Here is a 20,189-nt window from a genome sequence, read left to right on the forward strand (position 1 = left end):
TTGATATTGAATTTCCACTATTCCAGGGAGGTATATATTCATGTTGAAAACAGCTGCAAAAAAGAGTTTAACTGCCATGCTGGCAGGAACCGTCATGCTGACGGGATACACGGGACTGTGGGCAGGTCCTGAAACGGCACATGCTGCCGATCAGGCGATTGAAATTCAGGCCGATGGAGTGAATGAAGCTCGCTTCTTGCAATTATATGGTCAATTAAAAGACCCGGCGAACGGATACTTTTCTCCAGAAGGTATTCCTTATCATTCCATTGAAACGTTGCTGAGTGAAGCGCCGGATTATGGACATATGTCTACGTCAGAGGCTTACAGCTACTGGCTGTGGCTGGAGACGATGTACGGTCACTACACGGGAGATTGGAGCAAACTGGAAGCAGCCTGGGATAACATGGAGAAGTACATTATTCCGGTGAATGAAGGGGACGGCAAGGAAGAGCAGCCAACGATGAGCTTCTATAATCCGAACAGTCCTGCAACATATGCAGCCGAAAAACCATTCCCTGACCAGTATCCTTCCAATCTGAATGGTCAGTATGCGGCAGGTAAGGACCCACTGGATGCCGAGCTCAAGGCAACTTATGGCAATAATCAGACGTATCTGATGCACTGGCTAATCGACGTGGATGACTGGTATGGATACGGTAATCTGCTGAATCCTTCTCATACGACAACGTATGTGAATACGTTCCAGCGCGGGGAGCAGGAGTCCGTGTGGGAGGCTGTTCCTCATCCATCCCAGGATGATAAATCATTCGGTAAAGCAGGCGAAGGTTTCATGAGTCTGTTTACGAAGGAAAATCAGGCTCCATCGGCACAGTGGCGTTATACCAATGCAACGGATGCGGATGCGCGTGCAGTACAGGTATTGTATTGGGCGAAAGAAATGGGCTACAACAATACGGAGTATCTCGATAAAGCGAAGAAGATGGGTGACTATCTGCGGTATGGTATGTATGATAAGTATTTCCAGAAAGTTGGAAGTGCGAAGAGCGGTACGCCAACGCCAGGTACAGGCAAAGACTCCAACATGTATCTCATGGCGTGGTATACGTCATGGGGCGGTGGATTGGGCCAAGGCGGTGACTGGGCATGGCGTATTGGGGCAAGTCACACGCACCAGGCCTATCAAAACCCGGTTGCAGCATATGCCCTGTCTGATCCGGCAGGCGGCTTGATTCCAGAATCCCCTACAGCCAAAGCGGACTGGAACGCGACGTTAAAACGTCAGCTCGAATTCTACACCTGGCTGCAATCCCATGAAGGAGCAGTCGGCGGCGGGGCAACGAACAGTATCGGTGGTTCGTATGCGGCTTATCCGGCAGGTGTCAGCACGTTCTATGATATGGCTTATCAGGAAGCGCCAGTATATCGTGACCCGGATTCCAACACATGGTTCGGATTCCAGGCATGGCCGCTGGAGCGTGTGGCGGAGATGTACTATATCCTGGCAGAGAGCGGTGACCTAACTTCTGAGAACTTCCAAATGGCTAAGAAGGTCATTACGAAATGGGTAGACTGGACCAAAGATTATGTGTTTGCTGGCGAGCGCCCTGTAACGGATGCTCAAGGCTACTATTTGAATGCTGCCGGACAGCGCATTCTCGGTGGAACTAATGTTCAGGTAGCAACTACTCCGGCTCCAGGCGAGTTCTGGATTCCAGGTGGTCAGGAGTGGCAAGGACAACCGGATAAATGGAATGGATTCAGCACCTATACGAATAATCCAAACTTCCATGCCATTACCAAAGATCCAGTACAGGATACAGGGGTACTGGGAAGTTATATCAAGGCGCTAACGTTCTTCGCGGCTGGAACGGAGGCAGAGAACGGTACGCTGAGTGTGAAAGGTCAGGAAGCCAAAGAATTGGCTCAGACGTTGCTCGATACAGCTTGGGATTACAATGACGGTGTAGGTATCGTGACAGAGGAAGAGCGTAAAGATTACTTCCGTTACTTCGCGAAAGAGATTTATATCCCGGCGAACTGGTCTGGTACGTTCGGTCAAGGTAATACCATCCCAGGCACAGCAGGTGTACCTTCCGATCCGGCAAAAGGCGGAAATGGCGTGTACATCGGATACTCCGATCTGCGTCCTGCGATCAAGCAAGATCCGGCTTGGGCTTATCTGGATAACAAGTACAAAACATCATACAACCCGACCACGAAGCAGTGGGAAAATGGTGCACCGACCTTTACGTACCACCGTTTCTGGTCACAGGTTGATATGGCTACCGCTTATGGAGAGTTCGACCGTCTCCTTGGTGACAGCGAAACACCAGGCGTGGAAGCACCTGCCGCTCCTGCAGGTGTAACAGCTGCCGGCGGTGACAAAAAAGTGGTCTTGAGCTGGAATGCTGCGGCGAGAGCAACTTCCTACACGGTAAAACGTGCCGAAGTGAACGGTGGCCCGTATACTTCTGTAGCAACTGGCGTTAGCGGTTCTACATTTACAGACACTGGACTGACGAATGGAAAAGCATACTATTATGTCATTACCGCTGTAAATAGTGCTGGTGAGTCTGCAGCATCTGCACAGGTTACGGCAACACCGCAAGCCGGAGTCGCTATACCAGGAGCCTTTACCCTGAGTGGAACAGCAGGGGATGCAAAAGCTGTGCTGAACTGGACGGCTTCAACCGGAGCAGCAACCTATACCGTACAACGTTCAACGGGTACGGGTGCTTATGCCAATCTTGCGACTGGTTTGACGGCACTGACGTATACCGATGCAACAGCAGTGAATGGTACGGCCTATAACTACAGAGTGGTTGCCATCAATGCCGATGGGCAGACGAACTCAAATGTGGTTGTGCTGACACCAGTGGCTGCTCCAATTTCGACTGGAACACTCGAAGTGCAGTATCGTAATGGAGGCTCGGGTGCTTCAGGCAACTCTCTTACACCGCAATTCAATGTGAAAAATACAGGTACAACGGCCATCGATCTGAGCAAAGTGAAGCTTCGTTATTACTTTACGAAAGACAGTGCCGCTGATCTGAGCTTCTGGTGTGACTATGCGCAGGTTGGCAGTGCCAATGTGCAAGGCAAATTTGTAGCTGTGGAGCCGGCAAAAGGTACCGCAGATACGTATCTGGAGATCAGCTTTACTGCCGGTGCAGGTAGTCTGGCGGCTGGCGCTGAGACAGGAATCATTCAAACACGTTCCTCCAAAAACAACTGGACGAATTTTGATCAATCGAATGATTACTCCTTTGCCGCCACCCAAACCGCATTCGGTTCATGGACGAAAGTAACAGCGTACCAGGATGGCGTGAAGGTATGGGGAATGGAGCCATAATTGAATCAGCAAGCAGAGCTTGGAATGAAGGGGAAGGGTTAGTTTCAGGAATTGGGGCCGGGAACGGAACGCCTGATCTTTTATTCAAACCTGCGGTTGATTTATACTTCCGATGAAAGGCCGGGGAGAAATCCCCGGTTTTTTCTTGTGTTCAACTATTTAAATCCATATATTTTCATTTGTGAAAGAGGGATTCCAGATTGAAGCGAGTTGAAACATAGTAATGTTTTCCAGTTAGGTGTGGAGAAATATTAAAATCTAGTGCATAGGTTGCATGCGCGTGCAGCGAAGGTCTGTCTGACCAAAACGTGGAAATCTAAGGTATATCAATTAGTTACAAAAAATTAACCGTTATTTCCGTGTAGGGTATGCTCTATTTTTCCAGTCAAAGAACGTTTTCCCTGATCCTTAGTGCTCACACCTGTCTAAACCCTTGCAGGACTTTGGGCTGATGAACGTTAGAGAATGCCCGTTTACAATAAGGCGAGCCAGGAAGATGGCTTCTTGGTTAAAATTTTGTAATATCCGGAGGGACACGACATCATGAACTGGAAGAATACCATTGTTACGGCAAGTGTAACAGCAGCAATGCTGATGGGAAGTCTCACAACGGCAGCGCTCACAGGACAGGTATCCGCAGCAGCGGCAGATCAATCGAAAGTAGAAGTCATCTGGGGAGTAAACCTTCGAACCTCACCAACGTCATCTGGTAAAGTCATTCGTATGGTTTCCAAAGGAGAAACATTAACTGTGCTGGAGCAATCCGGATCGGATTGGTATAAAATCAAAGATGCTTCTAATCGGACAGGTTATATCTCGTCATCATCCAAATACACACAAGCGATAAGCGGTGGATCAACAACAGGCAATACGGGCACGACTAACGGTTCAAGCGGCTCGGGCTCTAGTCAGGGTTCGACAAGTCAGGGAAGTGTTGCGGTAGAGAAGGTAATTGCGGCCGGAATGAAATACATGGGGACACCTTATAAATATGCATCGGATCGCGACAGTACGGCAACGTTTGACTGCTCCAGCTTTGTAAGGCGAGCTTTTATTGACGGACTCGGCATTACACTTCCGGCAGACTCACGCCAACAAGGAGACTATGTGAAGAAGAAAGGTACGGTCACAACGAATTGGAAAAACCTGAAACGTGGTGATTTAATGTACTTTATGTCTTACAAAGGCACTTCTGCATCAGCCTACAGTGGCGTGAACAAATCTCGGGCGACGATTACACATACGGGTATTTATTTGGGTAATGGTAAAATACTGCATACATACTCCAACGCTGGCGGCGGTGTGACGGTTAGTGATATTGCCGGCAAGCACTGGGAATCCCGCTTCCTGTTCGGCGGCAGTGCGTTGTAGGACAAGCTCGAACTCGAATATGATATGTGCAATAGCCAGGCTACGTAAGCTTATTCAAGCGACATAAAATTAAAACACCTTTCATTTGACCGTTATTTTGGCAAATGAAAGGTGTTTTTTGTGCTTTATTTTACAAAGGTGCTATTCCATCATGATAGAACAATCGGAACAAAATGTCTTGATTGTAGTTACCAAATCCTTCACCATACAGCGTCATTCCGCCGACGTGACGTGCATCTTCCTCCACAGAAAGGCGCAAGGTCCACTGATTACGCTCCACTGGAATGTCTGAGAGCGTGACACTGGACAAATGCTGACCATCGATGAACGTTCCGTCATTCGTTATACGCAGCACTTTGAGCATGCCATACTGATTGACGATATCACTCCACCAGTCAGGCGTAAATATGCCGCGACCATTGCCGGAGTCACCCGGGCTGGTCCATTCCCCTAATCGAATGCCGTTCAGGGTGAACGTAATATCAGAAGGCCAGTTTGGATTCACAGAAGGGGCTTCTGATCCAATCTCCAGTGACAACTCAATGGCGTCAATCTGCTGCCCGGTCAACATGTAGTTTGGGATTTTATACTCAACAAATCCGCGTCCCATCCACAAGATGTGGGCATGCATCCGGTCCGGGTCCAAAAAATAACGAGGATCATCATACTGCCCAATGACATGATCGGATGTGGCTAAACCGCAGGTAGGATATACGTCAAAATGAGTGTAGTGACCGACAGGAATGGAAACCTCGTGAAACTTGCGGGATGCTCCCGTCTCTTGAGGCATGGAGATGCCGATCCAGTCGACGGCCAGGCTGTTCATTTTATGCGTGCCGCCATCCTTACGAATCATTTTGGACTGAATGATGCCGACATCTTGAAGCTTGCGGACATGCATGGTGACGATCGCGCTACTAAGGCCAAGCGAAGCAGCAATGTCTTTCACATTCATTGGTGTTTCGGCCACAAGGCGGATAATTTGCAGACGGACTTCACTTGCAAGTGCTTCGTATAAAGGGAGCCATTCGGCATCGGTATTTGCTCTGATCACAGGTGTTCCTCCAATTTCATGTATAGAATTAAGTTAAACATAAATTCATGGAAAAGAATAATGTTTTTCAAATTTCGGGTTGAAATATGTGTTGTTATCGATTTTAATATAAATATGAACGTTGATCCATAGAATATCAATTAATTTTTACATTAATCTTAGGGAGATGAGATCATTCATGGAAAAAGCGAAAATGACGGTAGATAAAGATTTTACGATTGGTGAAGTGGATAAGCGTTTGTATGGATCATTTATTGAGCATCTGGGACGTGCCGTATATGGTGGAATTTATGAGCCAGGGCATGCTTCAGCCAATGAGCAGGGGTTCCGCACAGATGTGCTGGAGATGGTGAAGGAGTTGCACGTGCCGATTGTACGTTATCCAGGTGGTAATTTTGTATCCGGTTACAATTGGGAGGATAGTGTGGGGCCGGTATCTGAACGTAAGCGCAGGCTGGATCTGGCATGGAGAACAATTGAAACCAATGAATTTGGTTTTAACGAATTTGTGGATTGGGCTAAACAGGCCAACTCCGAAGTGATGATGGCGGTTAACCTTGGAACACGCGGTGCGGATGCTGCCCGTAATATCGTGGAGTACAGCAACCATCCGGAAGGTTCGTATTACAGCGATCTTCGGATTAAACATGGATACAAGCAGCCGCACGGGATCAAAACATGGTGTCTGGGCAACGAAATGGACGGACCTTGGCAGATTGGGCATAAGACCGCCGAAGAATATGGACGTACAGCCGTGGAGGCAGCCAAAGTTATGAAATGGACAGACCCAACGATTGAACTCGTTGCTTGCGGAAGCTCGAACCTGGGCATGCCTTCTTTCCCGGACTGGGAAGCAACAGTACTGGATCATACGTATGATCATGTAGAGTATCTGTCTCTGCACCAGTATTATGGTAATCCGGAGAATGATACGCCAACCTTCCTTGCACGCTCGTTGGAGATGGATCGGTTCATTGATACGGTGAAAGCGACATGTGATTATATCAAAGCGAAGAAACGCAGCACAAAGACGATGTTTCTGTCTTTTGATGAGTGGAACGTCTGGTATCACTCCCATGAGAATGACTCCAAAATGGACCCGTGGCAGATTGCTCCGCCACAGTTAGAGGATATTTATAACCATGAGGATGCACTCTTGGTGGGCTGTATGCTGATTAGCATGCTGAAACATGCGGATCGGGTGAAAATGGCGTGCCTGGCTCAACTCGTCAACGTAATTGCTCCGATTATGACGGAAACAGGCGGAGCATCATGGAGACAGACGATCTTCTATCCATTCATGCATGCATCTGTATATGGCCGTGGCACGGCACTTGTGCCTTTGATTCAGTCACCGAAATATGATACAAAAGAAATTACGGATGTTCCTTATTTGGAAGGGATTGCGGTGCATAACGAAGAGCAAGGAGAAGTAACTGTGTTTGCGGTTAATCGTCACTTGCAAGAGTCGTTGCCGCTTGAAGTGGATCTGCGCAGTTTTGGCAAATGCAGCCTGATCGAGCACATCGTTCTGGAAGCAGATGACCTCAAAGCGGTCAATACCGCTGCACAGCCTAATAATGTTGTTCCACATAACCGCGGAGGAGCATTAGTATCCGATACGCTGATCACGGCAAGTCTGGCGAAAGCATCCTGGAACGTGATTCGTTTGAAGGTGCAATAAGAGGCTGGCATTGGTTTTGAGAGGTCATGCAAACCACTGCAGCGCTTCGAGATCGTAAGATCTTGGTGAGATAAGGTTGGAGTAATACGAGTGTTTAAGTAGGCTCAACCTGAAATAGGGTGAGTTTGAAGTGGGTAAGTAAGGCCAACGTGCAGTAAAAAACGGTATGCGAATATTCGCATACCGTTTTTTGCTCCCCAGTAGAGTTCCCCAGTAGAGTTCCCCAGTAGAGTTCCCCAGTAGAGTTCCCCAGTAGAGTTCCCCAGTAGAGTTCCAGTAGAGTGCCTTTTTGCTGTCCAATTGCGCTAACGATCACAGGAAAGCTTATTTCGGCATTTAACGCCACATTTTAATTCTAACGATCATGAGAGAGGTTATTTCAGTAAAAAAGGGTGGAATTCCATGGGAAAGTGGACATTTTACATAAATAGGGTCCGCTGTGATCGTTAGAATTTCAAAGTGGCAAAAACAGCCCAAATAGCGTCTGCTGTGATCGTTAGAAAGGCCCGCGAGCAAGTTACATCATACGAATGACGATTGCAGGGAATCAGGTCTGTCTAATGTAATGTAGAAAATGAAATTTTTAGCGAATAAAGTCGAAAAATATCAACTTATATTATATTTTCTATGATAGTATAGCAGTATATTCCAGACGTAATCGGCAATACGGGGGTGTTCCGCGTTAAACGGTCCAGGAGTATACACAGGTGAAAAGGGAGAGCGATGCTATGGAGCGAAGGTTGGTTTTGAGGGTTACAGCAATCTGCATGATTGTGAGTTTGGTTCTGACGATGTGGGGGAGAGTGCCCGTGGTGCTCGCTGCTCCAGCTGCGCCAATGGTTGCCTCCAAGCAGGAAAGCATTGAGGTTACCGGCTTTGAAGCCGGTGCTGTACTGAAGCTCTACCGGGTCAATGGCGGAGGACTGGTAGCTACGTCTCCACCCGTTACAGGCACATATTTGTTTGAGCAAGTCGTCCCTGATCATGAGCAGTACTATGTAACTCAAACAGTGGGCGGTGCAGTAAGTGATGGTTCAGTTTTTGTTAATGCCAGTCTCCGTATCCCTCAAGCGGAAGGGGATGTGGAGCAAGTCAAGGTTACCAATGTTTATCCTGGAGCGGAAGTGAAACTGTATGAATCCAACGGGACACCTGTTGGCATCACCGCTGAATTACAATCCCCTAACACGGTGCTGTTCAAAAACGTGACAGCAGGAACAGGTTACTATGTTAATCAGAAATTTAATGAAGTCGTTAGTACAGGCTCCAACCAAGTCACTGTAACTCCAGAAAGGCCTACAGCCCAAGCCGGACTGGGACCGGAACTGGAACCCGAACAGATTGTTGTCAGCGACTTTCATGCGGGTGCCATTCTAAAGCTGTATCAGGTGAGTAATGGTGAATTGAAAGCGACTTCACCTTCCGTGACGGATGTTACGTACTATACGTTTAATTCTGTAGTGCCTCAAAAGGAAGGCTATTATGTAACCCAAACATTAAACAATGTCCAAAGTACGAATTCTGATTTTACGAATTCCATTTTGCGAAAACCGCAAGCCAGTGTGGATGCTAATTCAATCAAAGTCAGCAACATTTATCCAGGGGCAGCCGTTACGTTGCACAATCAGGATGGAACTTTGGTTTCCGGCTCACCTGATGTGCAACAGGATGGAACGGTCATTTTTCCTAATCTGAACAGTCGTTCCTACTACTTTGCGAAGCAAACCATCAATGAAGTTGTCAGGGATTCTGATACCGTTTACGTATCACCAAACATTCCGGGGCAACCTGTAGCTGAAGGCAAGGAGGAAAGCATTGAGGTCAGCGGTTTTACATCCGGAGCGATCCTGAAACTGTACCGCGCATCGAATGGCTCCCATGTAGCCACGTCGCCTCCTGTAACACAGAGCCCATACCTGTTTCAATTCGTTGAGCCTCAATCCGGGGGAGGATACTACATTACTCAGACGGTTAACGGAGAGGCAAGTACGAATTCTGAATTCGTAAATTCCACTTTGCGAAAACCTCAAGCCAGCGCTGATTCCAGTTCGGTCACGGTCAGCAATGTATATCCAGGTGCAACCGTTTCTTTATACAGAGGGAATGGGGAACTGGTCTCATCAGACATGCCGAACATGCAACAGCCAGATAAAGTCATCTTTACAGGGTTGGAGAAACGAACCGAATATTATGCTGTACAGCAGATCAACGGTGTAGTAAGTGAATCCACCAGCAACGTCGAACTTTCCATTTCGAAGCCTGGCAGTCCGACAGTAGTAACAGGAACAGAATATATTGACGTAAGCGGATTCACCACTGGAGCTGTATTGAAGCTCTATCTGGTAGAGGGCAACGGCATATTGAAAGCTACCTCCGAACCAGTTACAGGAAGCACATATCGTTTTGAAAATGTAATACCTGATAATAGAGAGTACTATGTAACACAAACCATAGACGGTGAAGAAAGTGATAATTCCGTTTTTGTCGGCGTTCATTTGCGGAACCCTGTGGGGAGTGTGGGTATCGGGTATCTGGATGTTGATCGAGTCTATCCAGGAGCAACCGTCAGCTTATATCTAACGGACGGCACCCTGGTTTCCAGTGCGCCTGAACTGCAATCCGACGGCAAAATGCGATTTGACAATCTGCCAGCAGGCGGCGAGTATTACGTAGTGCAGCGTATAAACGGTGTGGTTAGTGAAGCGACACCTTGGTTGAACATTCCTACCGTTCCTCATGCGCCAAGGAATGTAAGAGCAATTGCAGGCAATGGTCAGGCGACGATCACCTTTGATGTTCCACGTGAGGATGGAGGCAGCCCGATCACTGAATATGAAGTGACAGCTTCCCCAGGCAATATCCAGGTAAAAGGAACTTCAAGCCCAATGACCATAACGGGTCTGACCAATGGCGTAAGTTATACGTTTGCGGTTAAAGCGATTAATGTAGTAGGTAGCAGTCTCGCATCTACTCCTTCAAATACCGTTATTCCTGCGTTGCCTTCAAGCGGAGGTGGTTCAGACAACAGCTCTGGTTCAGGTGGGGTAACGACCGGAGGTACAACATCGACAACACAGCCAGGCATGAATCAAGGCATTAACGTTTTGGTTAATGGTGTATCCGAACAGATTGGCTTCTTAACTCAAACGACCAAAAATGGTCAAATTGTAAGCAAGGTTGGCATTGATCCGGAAAAATTAAAACAGAAGTTGGCTACCGAGGGCTCAGGTGCTGTGGTTACCATTCTGGTGCCTTCTGGGGCAGACGTTTTGGTTGGTGAACTGGACAGCTCCATGATTCAAGAGATGCAAGCATCCCGCGCGGTTCTGAAGTTACAGACGGATTTTGCAACGTACAGCCTTCCTGTCAGCCAGATTTCACTTGATTCACTTGCGAAAGGTTTTGGCGGGGGAACTGCCTTGCAGAACATAAAGGTACAAGTGGAGATGGGCAAACCTACTCAGGCAGCAAATGATGCTGTAAATCGCGCTGTTCAACAAAATCAATTTACACTTGAGGGTGCACCCGTTGAATTTGCAGTGAGGGGTGTGTACGAAAATCAATCCGTAGATATCCATCAATTTAACACGTATGTCGAGCGAACAATCACGCTTGAAAATGGTAAAACCAATTCCGGTATTACTACAGGTGTCGTTGTTAACCCGGACGGAACCGTACGGCATGTACCTACTCGTATTTCGCTCAGAGATGGACGCTATGTAGCGGTAATCAACAGTCTGAGCAACAGCACGTATGCCCTGATTCTGAATCCCGTTCAATTTAAGGACGTGGTTGGGCATTGGGCACAGAACACCGTAAATGATATGGGCTCCAGAATGATCATTGAGGGAACAGGAAATGGAAATTATAGTCCGGATCAGCAGATGACCCGCGCCGAGTTTGCCACAATCATTACACGAGCGCTGGGAATTGCGCCGAGAGCCGTGAACAATATGTTCTCTGATGTACCACAGACAGCGTGGTATTCAGCATCGGTTGGCAGCGCCCATGAGTATAATCTGGTTAACGGTTATGCAGATGGAAGCTTCAAACCTGACCGTAATATGACCCGGGAAGAAGCTATGGTTTTATTAGCCAGAGCATTGGAACTGGCAACATCATCCGCCACCATATCAGAGACTCAGGCTCAGCAGATTCTTGCGGATCATGGGCTTGAAAAAGATATATCCACCTGGGCTGTCAAGAGTGCTGCGCAGATGATTGAAGCAGGTGTTATCACTGGTCGAGGCAACTCTGATTTGGCGCCTGATGCATTCGTTACCCGCGCCGAGGTGGCTCAGATGGTAGCACGTTTGCTTGCCAAGGCTAATTTGATCTGAGTAGCATGCAAACTAAACTAAACTAAACTTAATTAACACTAAGTATCCGTAAAAGACCGCATCCCTCTAAAGAAAAGGGATGCGGTCTTTTACTTAAACATCCTTAAAGAAATGCCCCTTCGCTTACGCCGGTGATTCAAAACTCGAAGCTTTCGCCATCCATTGGAATGAGTACTTTATCCTCCGGCTGTTCTTTTGCCAGATACGCAGCTAGATCAGCGCGTGTCGTCATGCAGTGGTTGATTGCATCCATGTGTACAGCGATGAGGTGAGCGGAAGGTGCAGCGTGTTTTACGGCGGCAACGTCGGGTCCGTCCATAGTGATGGGATCGCCCTGCAAGAAGCGTGCACCCCCGGCATTGACGACAATGACCTCTGGTTTATATTGCTTGATTGCTGCCGCAGGTTCATCACACCAGATCGTATCTCCGGCAATGTAGGTGACCGGTTCTCCATCCGCTTCAAGCACAAAACCGGATACCTTACCCATACGTTTGCCAATCTCTCCTGTACCGTGCTGACCAGAAGTACGCGAGAATTGCACCGAATGATGCTCATGCTTCACATCGACAGGCGTTACATCCGTAAATCCCGCTTTTATGAAAATAGGCTCGTCCCCCGGCTGACAAAGCAAGGGGATACCCTTTTGCAATTGGCTCGCGGCAGCTTCATCCCAATGGTCGGGATGGGTATGCGTTACAATCAGCAGATCTGGCTTGAGGTAATCCGTTTCGGTTTCGGGGAGATCGACTCTAGGGTTACGCAGTTCATTCGGTGTATTTGGAAAGGCGGGCATGCTCTCGGCATCCATCAGCATCGGATCAACCAGAATATTTAAACCACCGTATTCCAGCCACAGTGTGGCGTTACGTATCAATTGAATTTTCATTTTGTTTGCACTCCTTTGGGTTCTCTCTTAGTATTATCCTATATGTTATACAACCCGATTCAGGTCGTACATAACCTGCTGAATGCATATAGTCCCGACTATTTTCAAGGTGAAAGGAATGCTCAATACCCATGAACGAAACGATAGACGCCACAGATGTACGCATTTTACAGATTCTGATTCGGGATGCCAAGCGTTCGAACAAGGAGATTGGAGAGGAAGTGCATCTGACCGGACAAGCGGTTGGCGCGAGAGTACGCAAGCTGCAGGATCTAGGAGTTATTGAAGGGTATACGGTAAAATGGAACCCGGACCGCCTAGGCCTTGGCTTGAAGGCATTTGTCACGGTATTTCTGAACTCTGGCGATAAACATGCTGCCTTTCGTACGTTTATTGCAGAGCGCGAGGACGTTGTCGAAGTCCACCGGGTCAGTGGAGAGGGCTGTTATCTGATGCAGGTGCAAACAGGAACAACAGAGCAGCTCGGTGAACTGCTGGAGGCTCTGCTGCCGCTGGGTAATTATAGGTTGAGTTTATCCATTGGGGTGGAGAAATCACAATACTAAAGGTGTAGAGTGTATTCATAAGAATTAAAGTGGAGGGACACTGCTTTTTCGGCGAGTTGGATACGGGCTTGAAAGGTAGAATACAACTCACCTAGAATTCAACTTTCATCTATACCCATCATACAAAAACAAGACCTGGACTGATCAGTCCAGGTCTTGTCTTTGATGTTCCCGTAACGTCTTTTGGAGAGTAGACAAGGAGGATTGCAACTCTTTTTTTCCGAATAGATGATCCGTATGAATATGAACGCGTGTTGCGTCTTTCAAATACAAGGCGTACATGGGTGAGGGAGAAAGTTGCCATTTGCTTCTGGCAGGAGTGGCAACTTCGATTTTGCGAATCTGGTTCCACGGAATGGAGCGATGACCTGCATGAAGAGATGCTTTATCCCAGGATACAATTACGGTTGATTTCGAAATGGACCGGGAAAGAAACATAAAGAAAAATGGCCCGACCATCCACATGCCAAGTACAGCAGCCATCGGATAATAGATTTTTTCCACACTCTCGGTCTTTCCGGCTATGATGACCCATAATAACAGGAGACATAAGACAAGGAACAGTAGGCAGAGGCATCCTTTCCAGATGGCTGTGACGCGATGATAGCGAATCTCCCCCTGCTGATGTTCGGATGTTATGGACAACATAATTTTTTTCTCCTTTCTATCCATCTTCATATGTAAAAGTGCCGCCTGCATCAGCAGACGGCCTGTTTGACGTGTCAGCCTATATTTAAGTTTACGAGATCGGATGGGATTTAGGTGCAAATACATGTGAACAATGATTTAATCTTAGCAATCTTAGCAGTTCCAGTTCTAATTGTCCTGTCCGATGAATGTTGTGATTCAAACTAACGTGAAAAATATTATCCCAGCTTGCTGGGCTGCTGTCCGGCTTCCCGTGCGTGCTGGTACAAATCCGCATAAACTCCTTGGCTCGCAACCAGCTCCTGATGCGATCCTTCCTCGACAATAGCGCCTTGTTCCATGACCAGAATTCGGTCAGCATGCATGACTGTAGACAGGCGATGTGCAATCACAATGGTTGTTCTGCCTTGGGATACGGATTCGAGCGCATGTTGTACAAGTTGTTCAGTGTGCGAGTCCAGATTGGCAGTGGCTTCATCCAGAATAAGAATCCGTGGCTGAAATACAACGATTCGTGCAAACGAGATCAGCTGTCGTTCCCCGGCGGATAACCCGCTCCCGCGCTCGGACAGACGGGTGTCATAGCCTTGCGGCAAACGACTTATCATCACATCTGCCCCAACAAATCGGCATGCTTCCATTGCTTGCTCACGCGTAATATCTTCCCTGAACATTCTTACGTTATCAATAATGGTACCCGAGAACAGGAAAGGCTCCTGTTGAATCAGACCCACAATCCGGTGAAGTGAAGCTTGCGGAATGTGGCAAATGTCGGTGCCATCGATTTGGATGCAGCCCTGATTAACGTCATAGAACCGATTGAGCAGAGAGATCAGTGTGCTTTTGCCCGCTCCGGTTGTACCCACAATACCGACCATCTCCCCGGGATACAAGTGTAGATTCATATGTTGAATAATAGGACGATCCGCCTTGTAACCGAAGGATACATCATTAAAATCAATCTGCCCCATCACATGCTGTGATTCCAGCGGAAAAGCTTGATCCGGGGACGGATCATGTACTTCAGGCTTTGTGTTCAAAATGTTCCAGATCCGATCCATCGAAACGGTGGTGGACTGAAAGGTGTTCCACTGCATCGTAATCTGATTGATCGGTTGAAAAAACTGACGAATGTAGCTGATAAATGCATACAGCACCCCGACTTGTAAAGACTCACCGAGCACGGCGCGACCGCCAAGCCACACCATCATCACCAATGCCGCATTGCCCAGGATATCAAACGTCCGGTTAAATATGACATTCGAGCGAGCCTGTGTAATGTTCGCCTCCAGATGAAGGGCATTCTGTTCTTTGAACCGTTTCCTCTGCTCTTCCTCTTGATGGAATGCTTGAATCAGAAACATGCCAGACAAATTCTCCGCAGTAAACGCAATGAGTCGGGAGAGACGCGTGCGTGCATTCTGATAGGCACTTCGCAGTCTGCGGCGGAACAGGGCAGCCACAACGGCGATGACCGGAAGTACGATGAGGGAATAACTGGCGAGCATGGGATCAAGCTGAAACATGAAAAAGATAATGAGCACCAGCATCATGCCATCCCGGATCAGACTAAGCAGTACCTGGGTGAAGAAACTGCTGATCGTTTCTGTATCACTGGATACATTGGTTACGAGACTGCCGATATGAAAGCGGTCGAAGAAGGACATGGACATTTTCGAAATATGTCTGAACAAATCTTTGCGAATGCGGGAGACGATGCTCTGACCGACATGTTGCAACAGATTATTTTGAATATAGGTAAAAATAAAACTGATTACAGCCAGCCCCAGAAAAACGGCGGCGAGTTTAACGAGAAACAAGGTACTGGTTTGGCCAACAGCCAGATGGTCATCGATCGCAATCTTCACCAGATAAGGCTGTAGCAAATCAGCTGAAATGCCGAGCAGGGAGCAAAAGAAAATACCGGCAAATGCCCAACGATGCGGTTTGGCATAGCCCATCATTTCTTTAAATGAAGCACGTTTACTGTGATGATCTTTGGTGGAGGTCTCCGATTTTACCGCATCAGACATGATGTAACCCCTCCTCCTGCAAGCGATAGGTCGCTGCATACAGCCCTTTGGTAGCCATCAACTCCGTATGCGTTCCTTGTTCAACAATCTGTCCTTCATCCAGTACAAGGATGACATCCGCATGACGAACGGCACTGATACGGTGAGAGATGATCAAGGTGGTTTTGCCTTTGCCGATCTTACGCAGACTGCGGAGAATCCCTGTTTCGGTAACAGCATCTACAGCACTCATACTGTCATCCAAAATTAGGATTTGAGCCTGCTTAATCAATCCGCGAGCGAGACTGGTACGTTGCCGTTGTCCACCAGACAGCGTAAGTCCACGTTCACCCAGCAGCGTATCGAAACGATCAGGGAAACGCACAATATTTTCATAAATCATCGCTTGTTTGGCGCTGTCTTCTATGTCACCCATAGGTGCTTCGCGGTCGCTGAATGCAATGTTGTCCCGTATGGTGGTGCTGAATAGAAAGCCGTCCTGAGGTACATAAGCGATTTGAGACCTGAGACTGTCCAGTGATAGTTCCCGAATGTCTGTGCCATTGATGAAAATGCTGCCTTCCGGCGGTTCGTATGTACGGAGCAGCAGCTTGACCAGTGTGCTTTTGCCTGAACCTGTTTTACCGACAATTCCAACTGTACGCCCCGCATGGATCTGGAGTTGGATATTTTTTAGCGCAGGCGAGGAGCTGCCTGGATAACGGAACGTCAAATCGTTGATCTTAATTTCCTGCATGTTTTGCAGTGTCTCCGCTTCAGGGATTTCCTGTACATCGGGCTCTTCACTGAGAAGATCATTTACTCTTTCGAGTGAGGCTCCCGAGCGCTGCATCGTATTAATCACATTACCAATCTGCTGAAGTGGTCCCATAATGATTCGCAGATACAAGGTCAGGGCGACAAAGCTGCCTAGCGTAATGGAGTTTTGCATCGTTAGCATGCCGCCAATCAGCAGCGAAATCACGAGAGACGTTGCACCGAGCAAAGGAAGTGTCGCCTGGAAAAGGGAGGAAAGACGAACTAACCGCAGCTGTTTATTTTTGATATCATCGACGGTTGCGCCAAAACGTGAACGAGCGTTATCTTCAATGGCAAATGTTTTGATTACGCGGATACCGCCAAGCTGCTCCTCGGCAGATTCCGTCATTGTGGCGAGCGCCTCTTGCACATCACGGGAGCGCTTTCGAATCCGTGGGCCGAAGAAAACAACCAGGAATGGAATGGCGAGCAGCGGTACAATGCTGATTAAGATCAGTGTCAGCGGAATGCCACTAAGCAGCATCATCACTACACAGGACAATAATAGAAAGGCCGCATTGGTCATCATGGTAACCCCGTTGGATATGGCTTCCCGGACGGACGTGACATCGTTCATAAAATAGCTGAGCAGCTTGCCGTTGCCCTGTTTGGAAAAATAGTGCTCGCTAAGCTCGGAAAACTTGCGGAATATCCGCTCGCGTGTCATAAATTCAAATCGCCGGCCCAGCTTCATAATCATGAACTGGCCGGTACCAAACAGCAGGTTATATGCAATTGCAATCGCAAGCAGCGATAAGCTGTAACGGATCACCGTTTGCATCTGGAGTGTGTTTTGTAGGAGTTGATCCGTAAAGTTGCCTAGAATACGGGGCAGGGAGGCCTGACCGACATTGGACGCAATGATCAAAAGAACAGCCAGGAGATAGATAGGCCAGTTGGACAACACATAACCGCGCAGCAAACCTTTTTTGGACATAGGTGTGGGTTCTCCTTTGTTACGAAGTCAAGAAAAGGGCAGACACCTGATCGTAGCGTGTCATGCCCTCTTACTTTATGCGAACTTGTTTGTTATTTATCCGTCAACCGATAAATCTTTCTATTTATATTTTCGCGCTAATATGAGTTGTTGTCAATGTACTCTGCCTGGAATGAAGAGAGGGAAGTAAACCCTTGATGTTTAACGTATTCCTTCTGTCAGAACCATGTAAATGAGGTTTTTCATGGTGATATGACAGCATAAAATGCGTTGCCGTTACACCGCAAATCATATGCATGGTTATGAAGTTGTATTCACCAAATGCGAAAAGAACTGAAACATTTTACGAAGATGTCCCGTCTGTAGGGATGAAAAGATGAAAAACAGGTTTTACTAATCATAATGGAGGTGCCAGGAAATGAAACATAAAAAAGGATTGGCTGCAACACTTGCGCTATGCGTTTCTTTGACAGCAGGAGGTGCTTCAGTATTTGCATTTTCCGACATTAAGGATGAAGGCCAGAAGACGGTTGTGGATACCTTGAAATCGAAGGGGATCGTAAATGGAGTAACGGCGGATCTGTTCAGACCTGATGTTGCTTTGTCCGAACCGCAGGGGATTCAATTGATTGTTAAAGCATTTGGATTACAAAATGCATATGCAGAAGCTTCCGCGCAGAATAAGATTAGTCCAGATACCTGGTATGCAGATGCTGTGCAAGCGGCAACTCAGAATGGCCTGTCCATTCCGGTAGAGGTGAATCCGCAAGGCAAGATGACGCGCGAACAATTTGTTATTTTGCTGCATGAGGGAATTAACACGACTGGTAATTATCCGGTAATCATGAAGTATAATGAAGTGAAGGATGAAAAAAAATTAAGTAAGGACGCCATGTCTGCGGTCCAGAACTTGCTGAATATGAACATCATTGAACTGGACAAGGATGGAAATTTCCGCCCAGATCAGTCGCTTACTCGTATGGAGGCAGCCAGTATGATTTTCAATGCGCTTGAGTTTGTGGATCAGCACAGTGATGACGGTTCAACTGAACCAGCTCCAACGAATCCCGGTGAAGGACAGCAAGCGATCGTACCAGCGGTAACAATCAGCAAGGTAGATGACAAAACAAGCAAAGTGACCCTGACGGCTGAAATGCCGCATCCGGGATACGGGTTGAAAATTGATGAGGTCAAACTGGAGAAGGATAAACACGCTATTGTCAAATACTCCATCGTGCAGCCTGATCCGGATAAGATGTATCCAATGGTGATTACCAAAGTAACGGCAGAAGCCGAAATTCCAACAGGGTACACCGCTGAAGCTCAGCCTTCTGGTAAGTAAATTAGTGTAGTAAAATTTGCTCGTCTCACCTGTCAGCTGCTAGGGATAATTGAACCGACTTGAAGAAAACAGAAAACCATCTAACTGATCGTATGCTCTATGAAAGGGTGCCAGCCAGTTACCAGTAAAGTGATCTGGATAGTATCCAACCACGGGGAAAGTTTGGGCAGGGCTGATGGGTTTCGTAAGATCAGGTTAGCCAGTAATTACTGGCTGGCCTTTTTTTGTGTGTGGAGAGCCTGCGTGATGAGTGAGCTTAAAGCGCTAACGATCACCATAGAGCTTATTTTGGTGAAAATAGGGTGTTTTCAAATTTAACGATCCTCAGAGACGCTTTTTCAGTAAATTAGGCTAATTTCGCCTCGAAAATAGCTAACAATCGGAGAATAAGGTTTCTGGTGATCGTTAGAATTTCAGTCAAGCGAAAAACGGCTAAATAGCGTCTCCTGTGATCGTTAGAAACTCGGCAACAGGGTGAATGATGAACAGAAGCAGGGCGGTGCGTGTTATACAAACAGCATTGTGCGCAGTATTATTCAAGTTCTGTTCTGAGCCAAAATCAACCGGTTGGGTTCTGGGTCAACATTCAACCGGCTGGTCGGCCGAACTAATACACACATGCTTTAATCATGCAACAACCTTCCGTTATCATGCCACTGACCATACAGTTGATTTGCCTTCGTATGTTGGATGAACTTATCAAGTCGGCTTTGAAAGAGATCTGGCTGCCGTTTAACGCTCTGGATCGTGTCGATGCGTACCCGTTGATAGAGGTGAGGAAAAGCTGCGAAATGATCATACACTTGTCTGTCCGTAGTTAACCTTTTCTTAATCTCGGCATCTACAACAAAAGCTTCAGGGTTCATGTCAGGCAGAACCTTTCTACCCGCATCCTGCATAAGGCCTAGCCTTTCTAAGCGGCGCACACGTTCCTTATTAAGCTCTGTCCATGAGCTCTTGCGGCTGCGGGGAGATAAGCGTTGTAATAACAGGCCATCGGAAGTTTTCTTTTTGACTCCATCAATCCAGCCAAAGCATAACGCTTCTTCAACAGCATCCAGATATAAAAGGGTATCCGGGCGCGGCTTCAAACTCACAGGAACCCAGCAGCAGGACTCTGTAGTCCCGTGCTCCTGTAACCATTGTCTTAACTCTTCTCTGGAGGTAAAGGTGAGTATCTTTTCAAGTGGAGCAGATGGCATCATATCCAA

12 protein-coding genes are annotated in these 20,189 nt (G+C 47.4%); 6 read left to right on the plus strand and 6 right to left on the minus strand.

Annotation, left to right across the window (positions count from 1 at the left end):
* The first annotated feature begins 40 nt into the window (after positions 1-40).
* Both EC604_RS05325 and EC604_RS05330 read left to right on the plus strand, forming a co-directional pair.
* A complete protein-coding gene (locus EC604_RS05325; RefSeq protein WP_123063143.1) occupies positions 41-3,316 on the plus strand; it encodes a glycoside hydrolase family 48 protein in 3,276 nt (1,091 codons plus the stop codon).
* 543 nt (positions 3,317-3,859) lie between these two features.
* Positions 3,860-4,687 carry a C40 family peptidase gene (locus tag EC604_RS05330; RefSeq protein ID WP_123063144.1) on the plus strand — a complete coding sequence of 276 codons (828 nt, stop codon included), beginning with the start codon at positions 3,860-3,862 and terminating at the stop codon, positions 4,685-4,687.
* Between the two features lie 130 nt (positions 4,688-4,817).
* On the opposite strand, the gene EC604_RS05335 is transcribed toward EC604_RS05330, so the two are convergent.
* The gene (locus EC604_RS05335) at positions 4,818-5,738 is read right to left on the minus strand and encodes an ArsR/SmtB family transcription factor (protein ID WP_429350994.1); all 921 of its coding nucleotides are present in this window, start codon (positions 5,736-5,738) and stop codon (positions 4,818-4,820) included.
* A gap of 181 nt (positions 5,739-5,919) precedes the next feature.
* Between EC604_RS05335 and EC604_RS05340 the strand changes: the two genes are divergently transcribed.
* Both EC604_RS05340 and EC604_RS05345 read left to right on the plus strand, forming a co-directional pair.
* Positions 5,920-7,425: an alpha-N-arabinofuranosidase gene (locus EC604_RS05340; RefSeq protein WP_123063146.1), complete on the plus strand. Its 1,506-nt coding sequence runs from the start codon at positions 5,920-5,922 to the stop codon at positions 7,423-7,425.
* Between the two features lie 767 nt (positions 7,426-8,192).
* Positions 8,193-11,765: an S-layer homology domain-containing protein gene (locus EC604_RS05345; protein ID WP_205127913.1), complete on the plus strand. Its 3,573-nt coding sequence runs from the start codon at positions 8,193-8,195 to the stop codon at positions 11,763-11,765.
* A gap of 136 nt (positions 11,766-11,901) precedes the next feature.
* On the opposite strand, the gene EC604_RS05350 is transcribed toward EC604_RS05345, so the two are convergent.
* A complete protein-coding gene (locus EC604_RS05350) occupies positions 11,902-12,654 on the minus strand; it encodes an MBL fold metallo-hydrolase (RefSeq protein WP_123063148.1) in 753 nt (250 codons plus the stop codon).
* Between the two features lie 131 nt (positions 12,655-12,785).
* Between EC604_RS05350 and EC604_RS05355 the strand changes: the two genes are divergently transcribed.
* On the plus strand, positions 12,786-13,220 hold the full coding sequence (locus EC604_RS05355; protein WP_123063149.1) for an Lrp/AsnC family transcriptional regulator: 435 nt from the start codon (positions 12,786-12,788) through the stop codon (positions 13,218-13,220).
* A 144-nt stretch (positions 13,221-13,364) separates the two neighbouring features.
* Here EC604_RS05355 and EC604_RS05360 read toward each other — a convergent pair whose 3' ends face one another.
* The 3 genes from EC604_RS05360 to EC604_RS05370 form a co-directional block, all read right to left on the minus strand.
* Positions 13,365-13,868 (minus strand): hypothetical protein, encoded by a 504-nt coding sequence (locus EC604_RS05360; protein ID WP_123063150.1) that lies wholly within the window; start codon positions 13,866-13,868, stop codon positions 13,365-13,367.
* Between the two features lie 218 nt (positions 13,869-14,086).
* Positions 14,087-15,901: an ABC transporter ATP-binding protein gene (locus EC604_RS05365; protein WP_123063151.1), complete on the minus strand. Its 1,815-nt coding sequence runs from the start codon at positions 15,899-15,901 to the stop codon at positions 14,087-14,089.
* Complete coding sequence (locus EC604_RS05370; protein ID WP_123063152.1) at positions 15,894-17,636, minus strand: ABC transporter ATP-binding protein; 1,743 nt, start codon at positions 17,634-17,636, stop codon at positions 15,894-15,896. Before EC604_RS05370 ends, EC604_RS05365 begins: the two co-directional genes overlap by 8 nt.
* Positions 17,637-18,054: 418 nt before the next feature.
* Here EC604_RS05370 and EC604_RS05375 point away from each other — a divergent pair, with 418 nt between their 5' ends.
* Positions 18,055-18,978 carry an S-layer homology domain-containing protein gene (locus tag EC604_RS05375; RefSeq protein ID WP_123063153.1) on the plus strand — a complete coding sequence of 308 codons (924 nt, stop codon included), beginning with the start codon at positions 18,055-18,057 and terminating at the stop codon, positions 18,976-18,978.
* Between the two features lie 623 nt (positions 18,979-19,601).
* Here the strand turns inward: EC604_RS05375 and EC604_RS05380 are convergent.
* Entirely contained in the window at positions 19,602-20,183 is a 582-nt protein-coding gene (locus EC604_RS05380; RefSeq protein ID WP_240036692.1) for a YdeI/OmpD-associated family protein, read from the minus strand.
* Positions 20,184-20,189: the final 6 nt, after the last annotated feature.

The organism is Paenibacillus amylolyticus, assembly GCF_003719335.1.
GTDB lineage: Bacteria > Bacillota > Bacilli > Paenibacillales > Paenibacillaceae > Paenibacillus > Paenibacillus amylolyticus_D.

What these genes read in the sequence shown, in the direction of transcription:
- EC604_RS05370 (WP_123063152.1), bottom strand. Translation starts at nt 17,636, where the DNA reads ATGTCCAAAAAAGGTTTGCTGCGCGGTTATGTGTTGTCCAACTGGCCT.
- EC604_RS05340 (WP_123063146.1), top strand. Translation starts at nt 5,920, where the DNA reads ATGGAAAAAGCGAAAATGACGGTAGATAAAGATTTTACGATTGGTGAA.
- EC604_RS05330 (WP_123063144.1), top strand. Translation starts at nt 3,860, where the DNA reads ATGAACTGGAAGAATACCATTGTTACGGCAAGTGTAACAGCAGCAATG.
- EC604_RS05380 (WP_240036692.1), bottom strand. Translation starts at nt 20,183, where the DNA reads ATGATGCCATCTGCTCCACTTGAAAAGATACTCACCTTTACCTCCAGA.
- EC604_RS05325 (WP_123063143.1), top strand. Translation starts at nt 41, where the DNA reads ATGTTGAAAACAGCTGCAAAAAAGAGTTTAACTGCCATGCTGGCAGGA.
- EC604_RS05355 (WP_123063149.1), top strand. Translation starts at nt 12,786, where the DNA reads ATGAACGAAACGATAGACGCCACAGATGTACGCATTTTACAGATTCTG.
- EC604_RS05345 (WP_205127913.1), top strand. Translation starts at nt 8,193, where the DNA reads ATGATTGTGAGTTTGGTTCTGACGATGTGGGGGAGAGTGCCCGTGGTG.
- EC604_RS05365 (WP_123063151.1), bottom strand. Translation starts at nt 15,901, where the DNA reads ATGTCTGATGCGGTAAAATCGGAGACCTCCACCAAAGATCATCACAGT.
- EC604_RS05360 (WP_123063150.1), bottom strand. Translation starts at nt 13,868, where the DNA reads ATGTTGTCCATAACATCCGAACATCAGCAGGGGGAGATTCGCTATCAT.
- EC604_RS05375 (WP_123063153.1), top strand. Translation starts at nt 18,055, where the DNA reads ATGAAACATAAAAAAGGATTGGCTGCAACACTTGCGCTATGCGTTTCT.
- EC604_RS05350 (WP_123063148.1), bottom strand. Translation starts at nt 12,654, where the DNA reads ATGAAAATTCAATTGATACGTAACGCCACACTGTGGCTGGAATACGGT.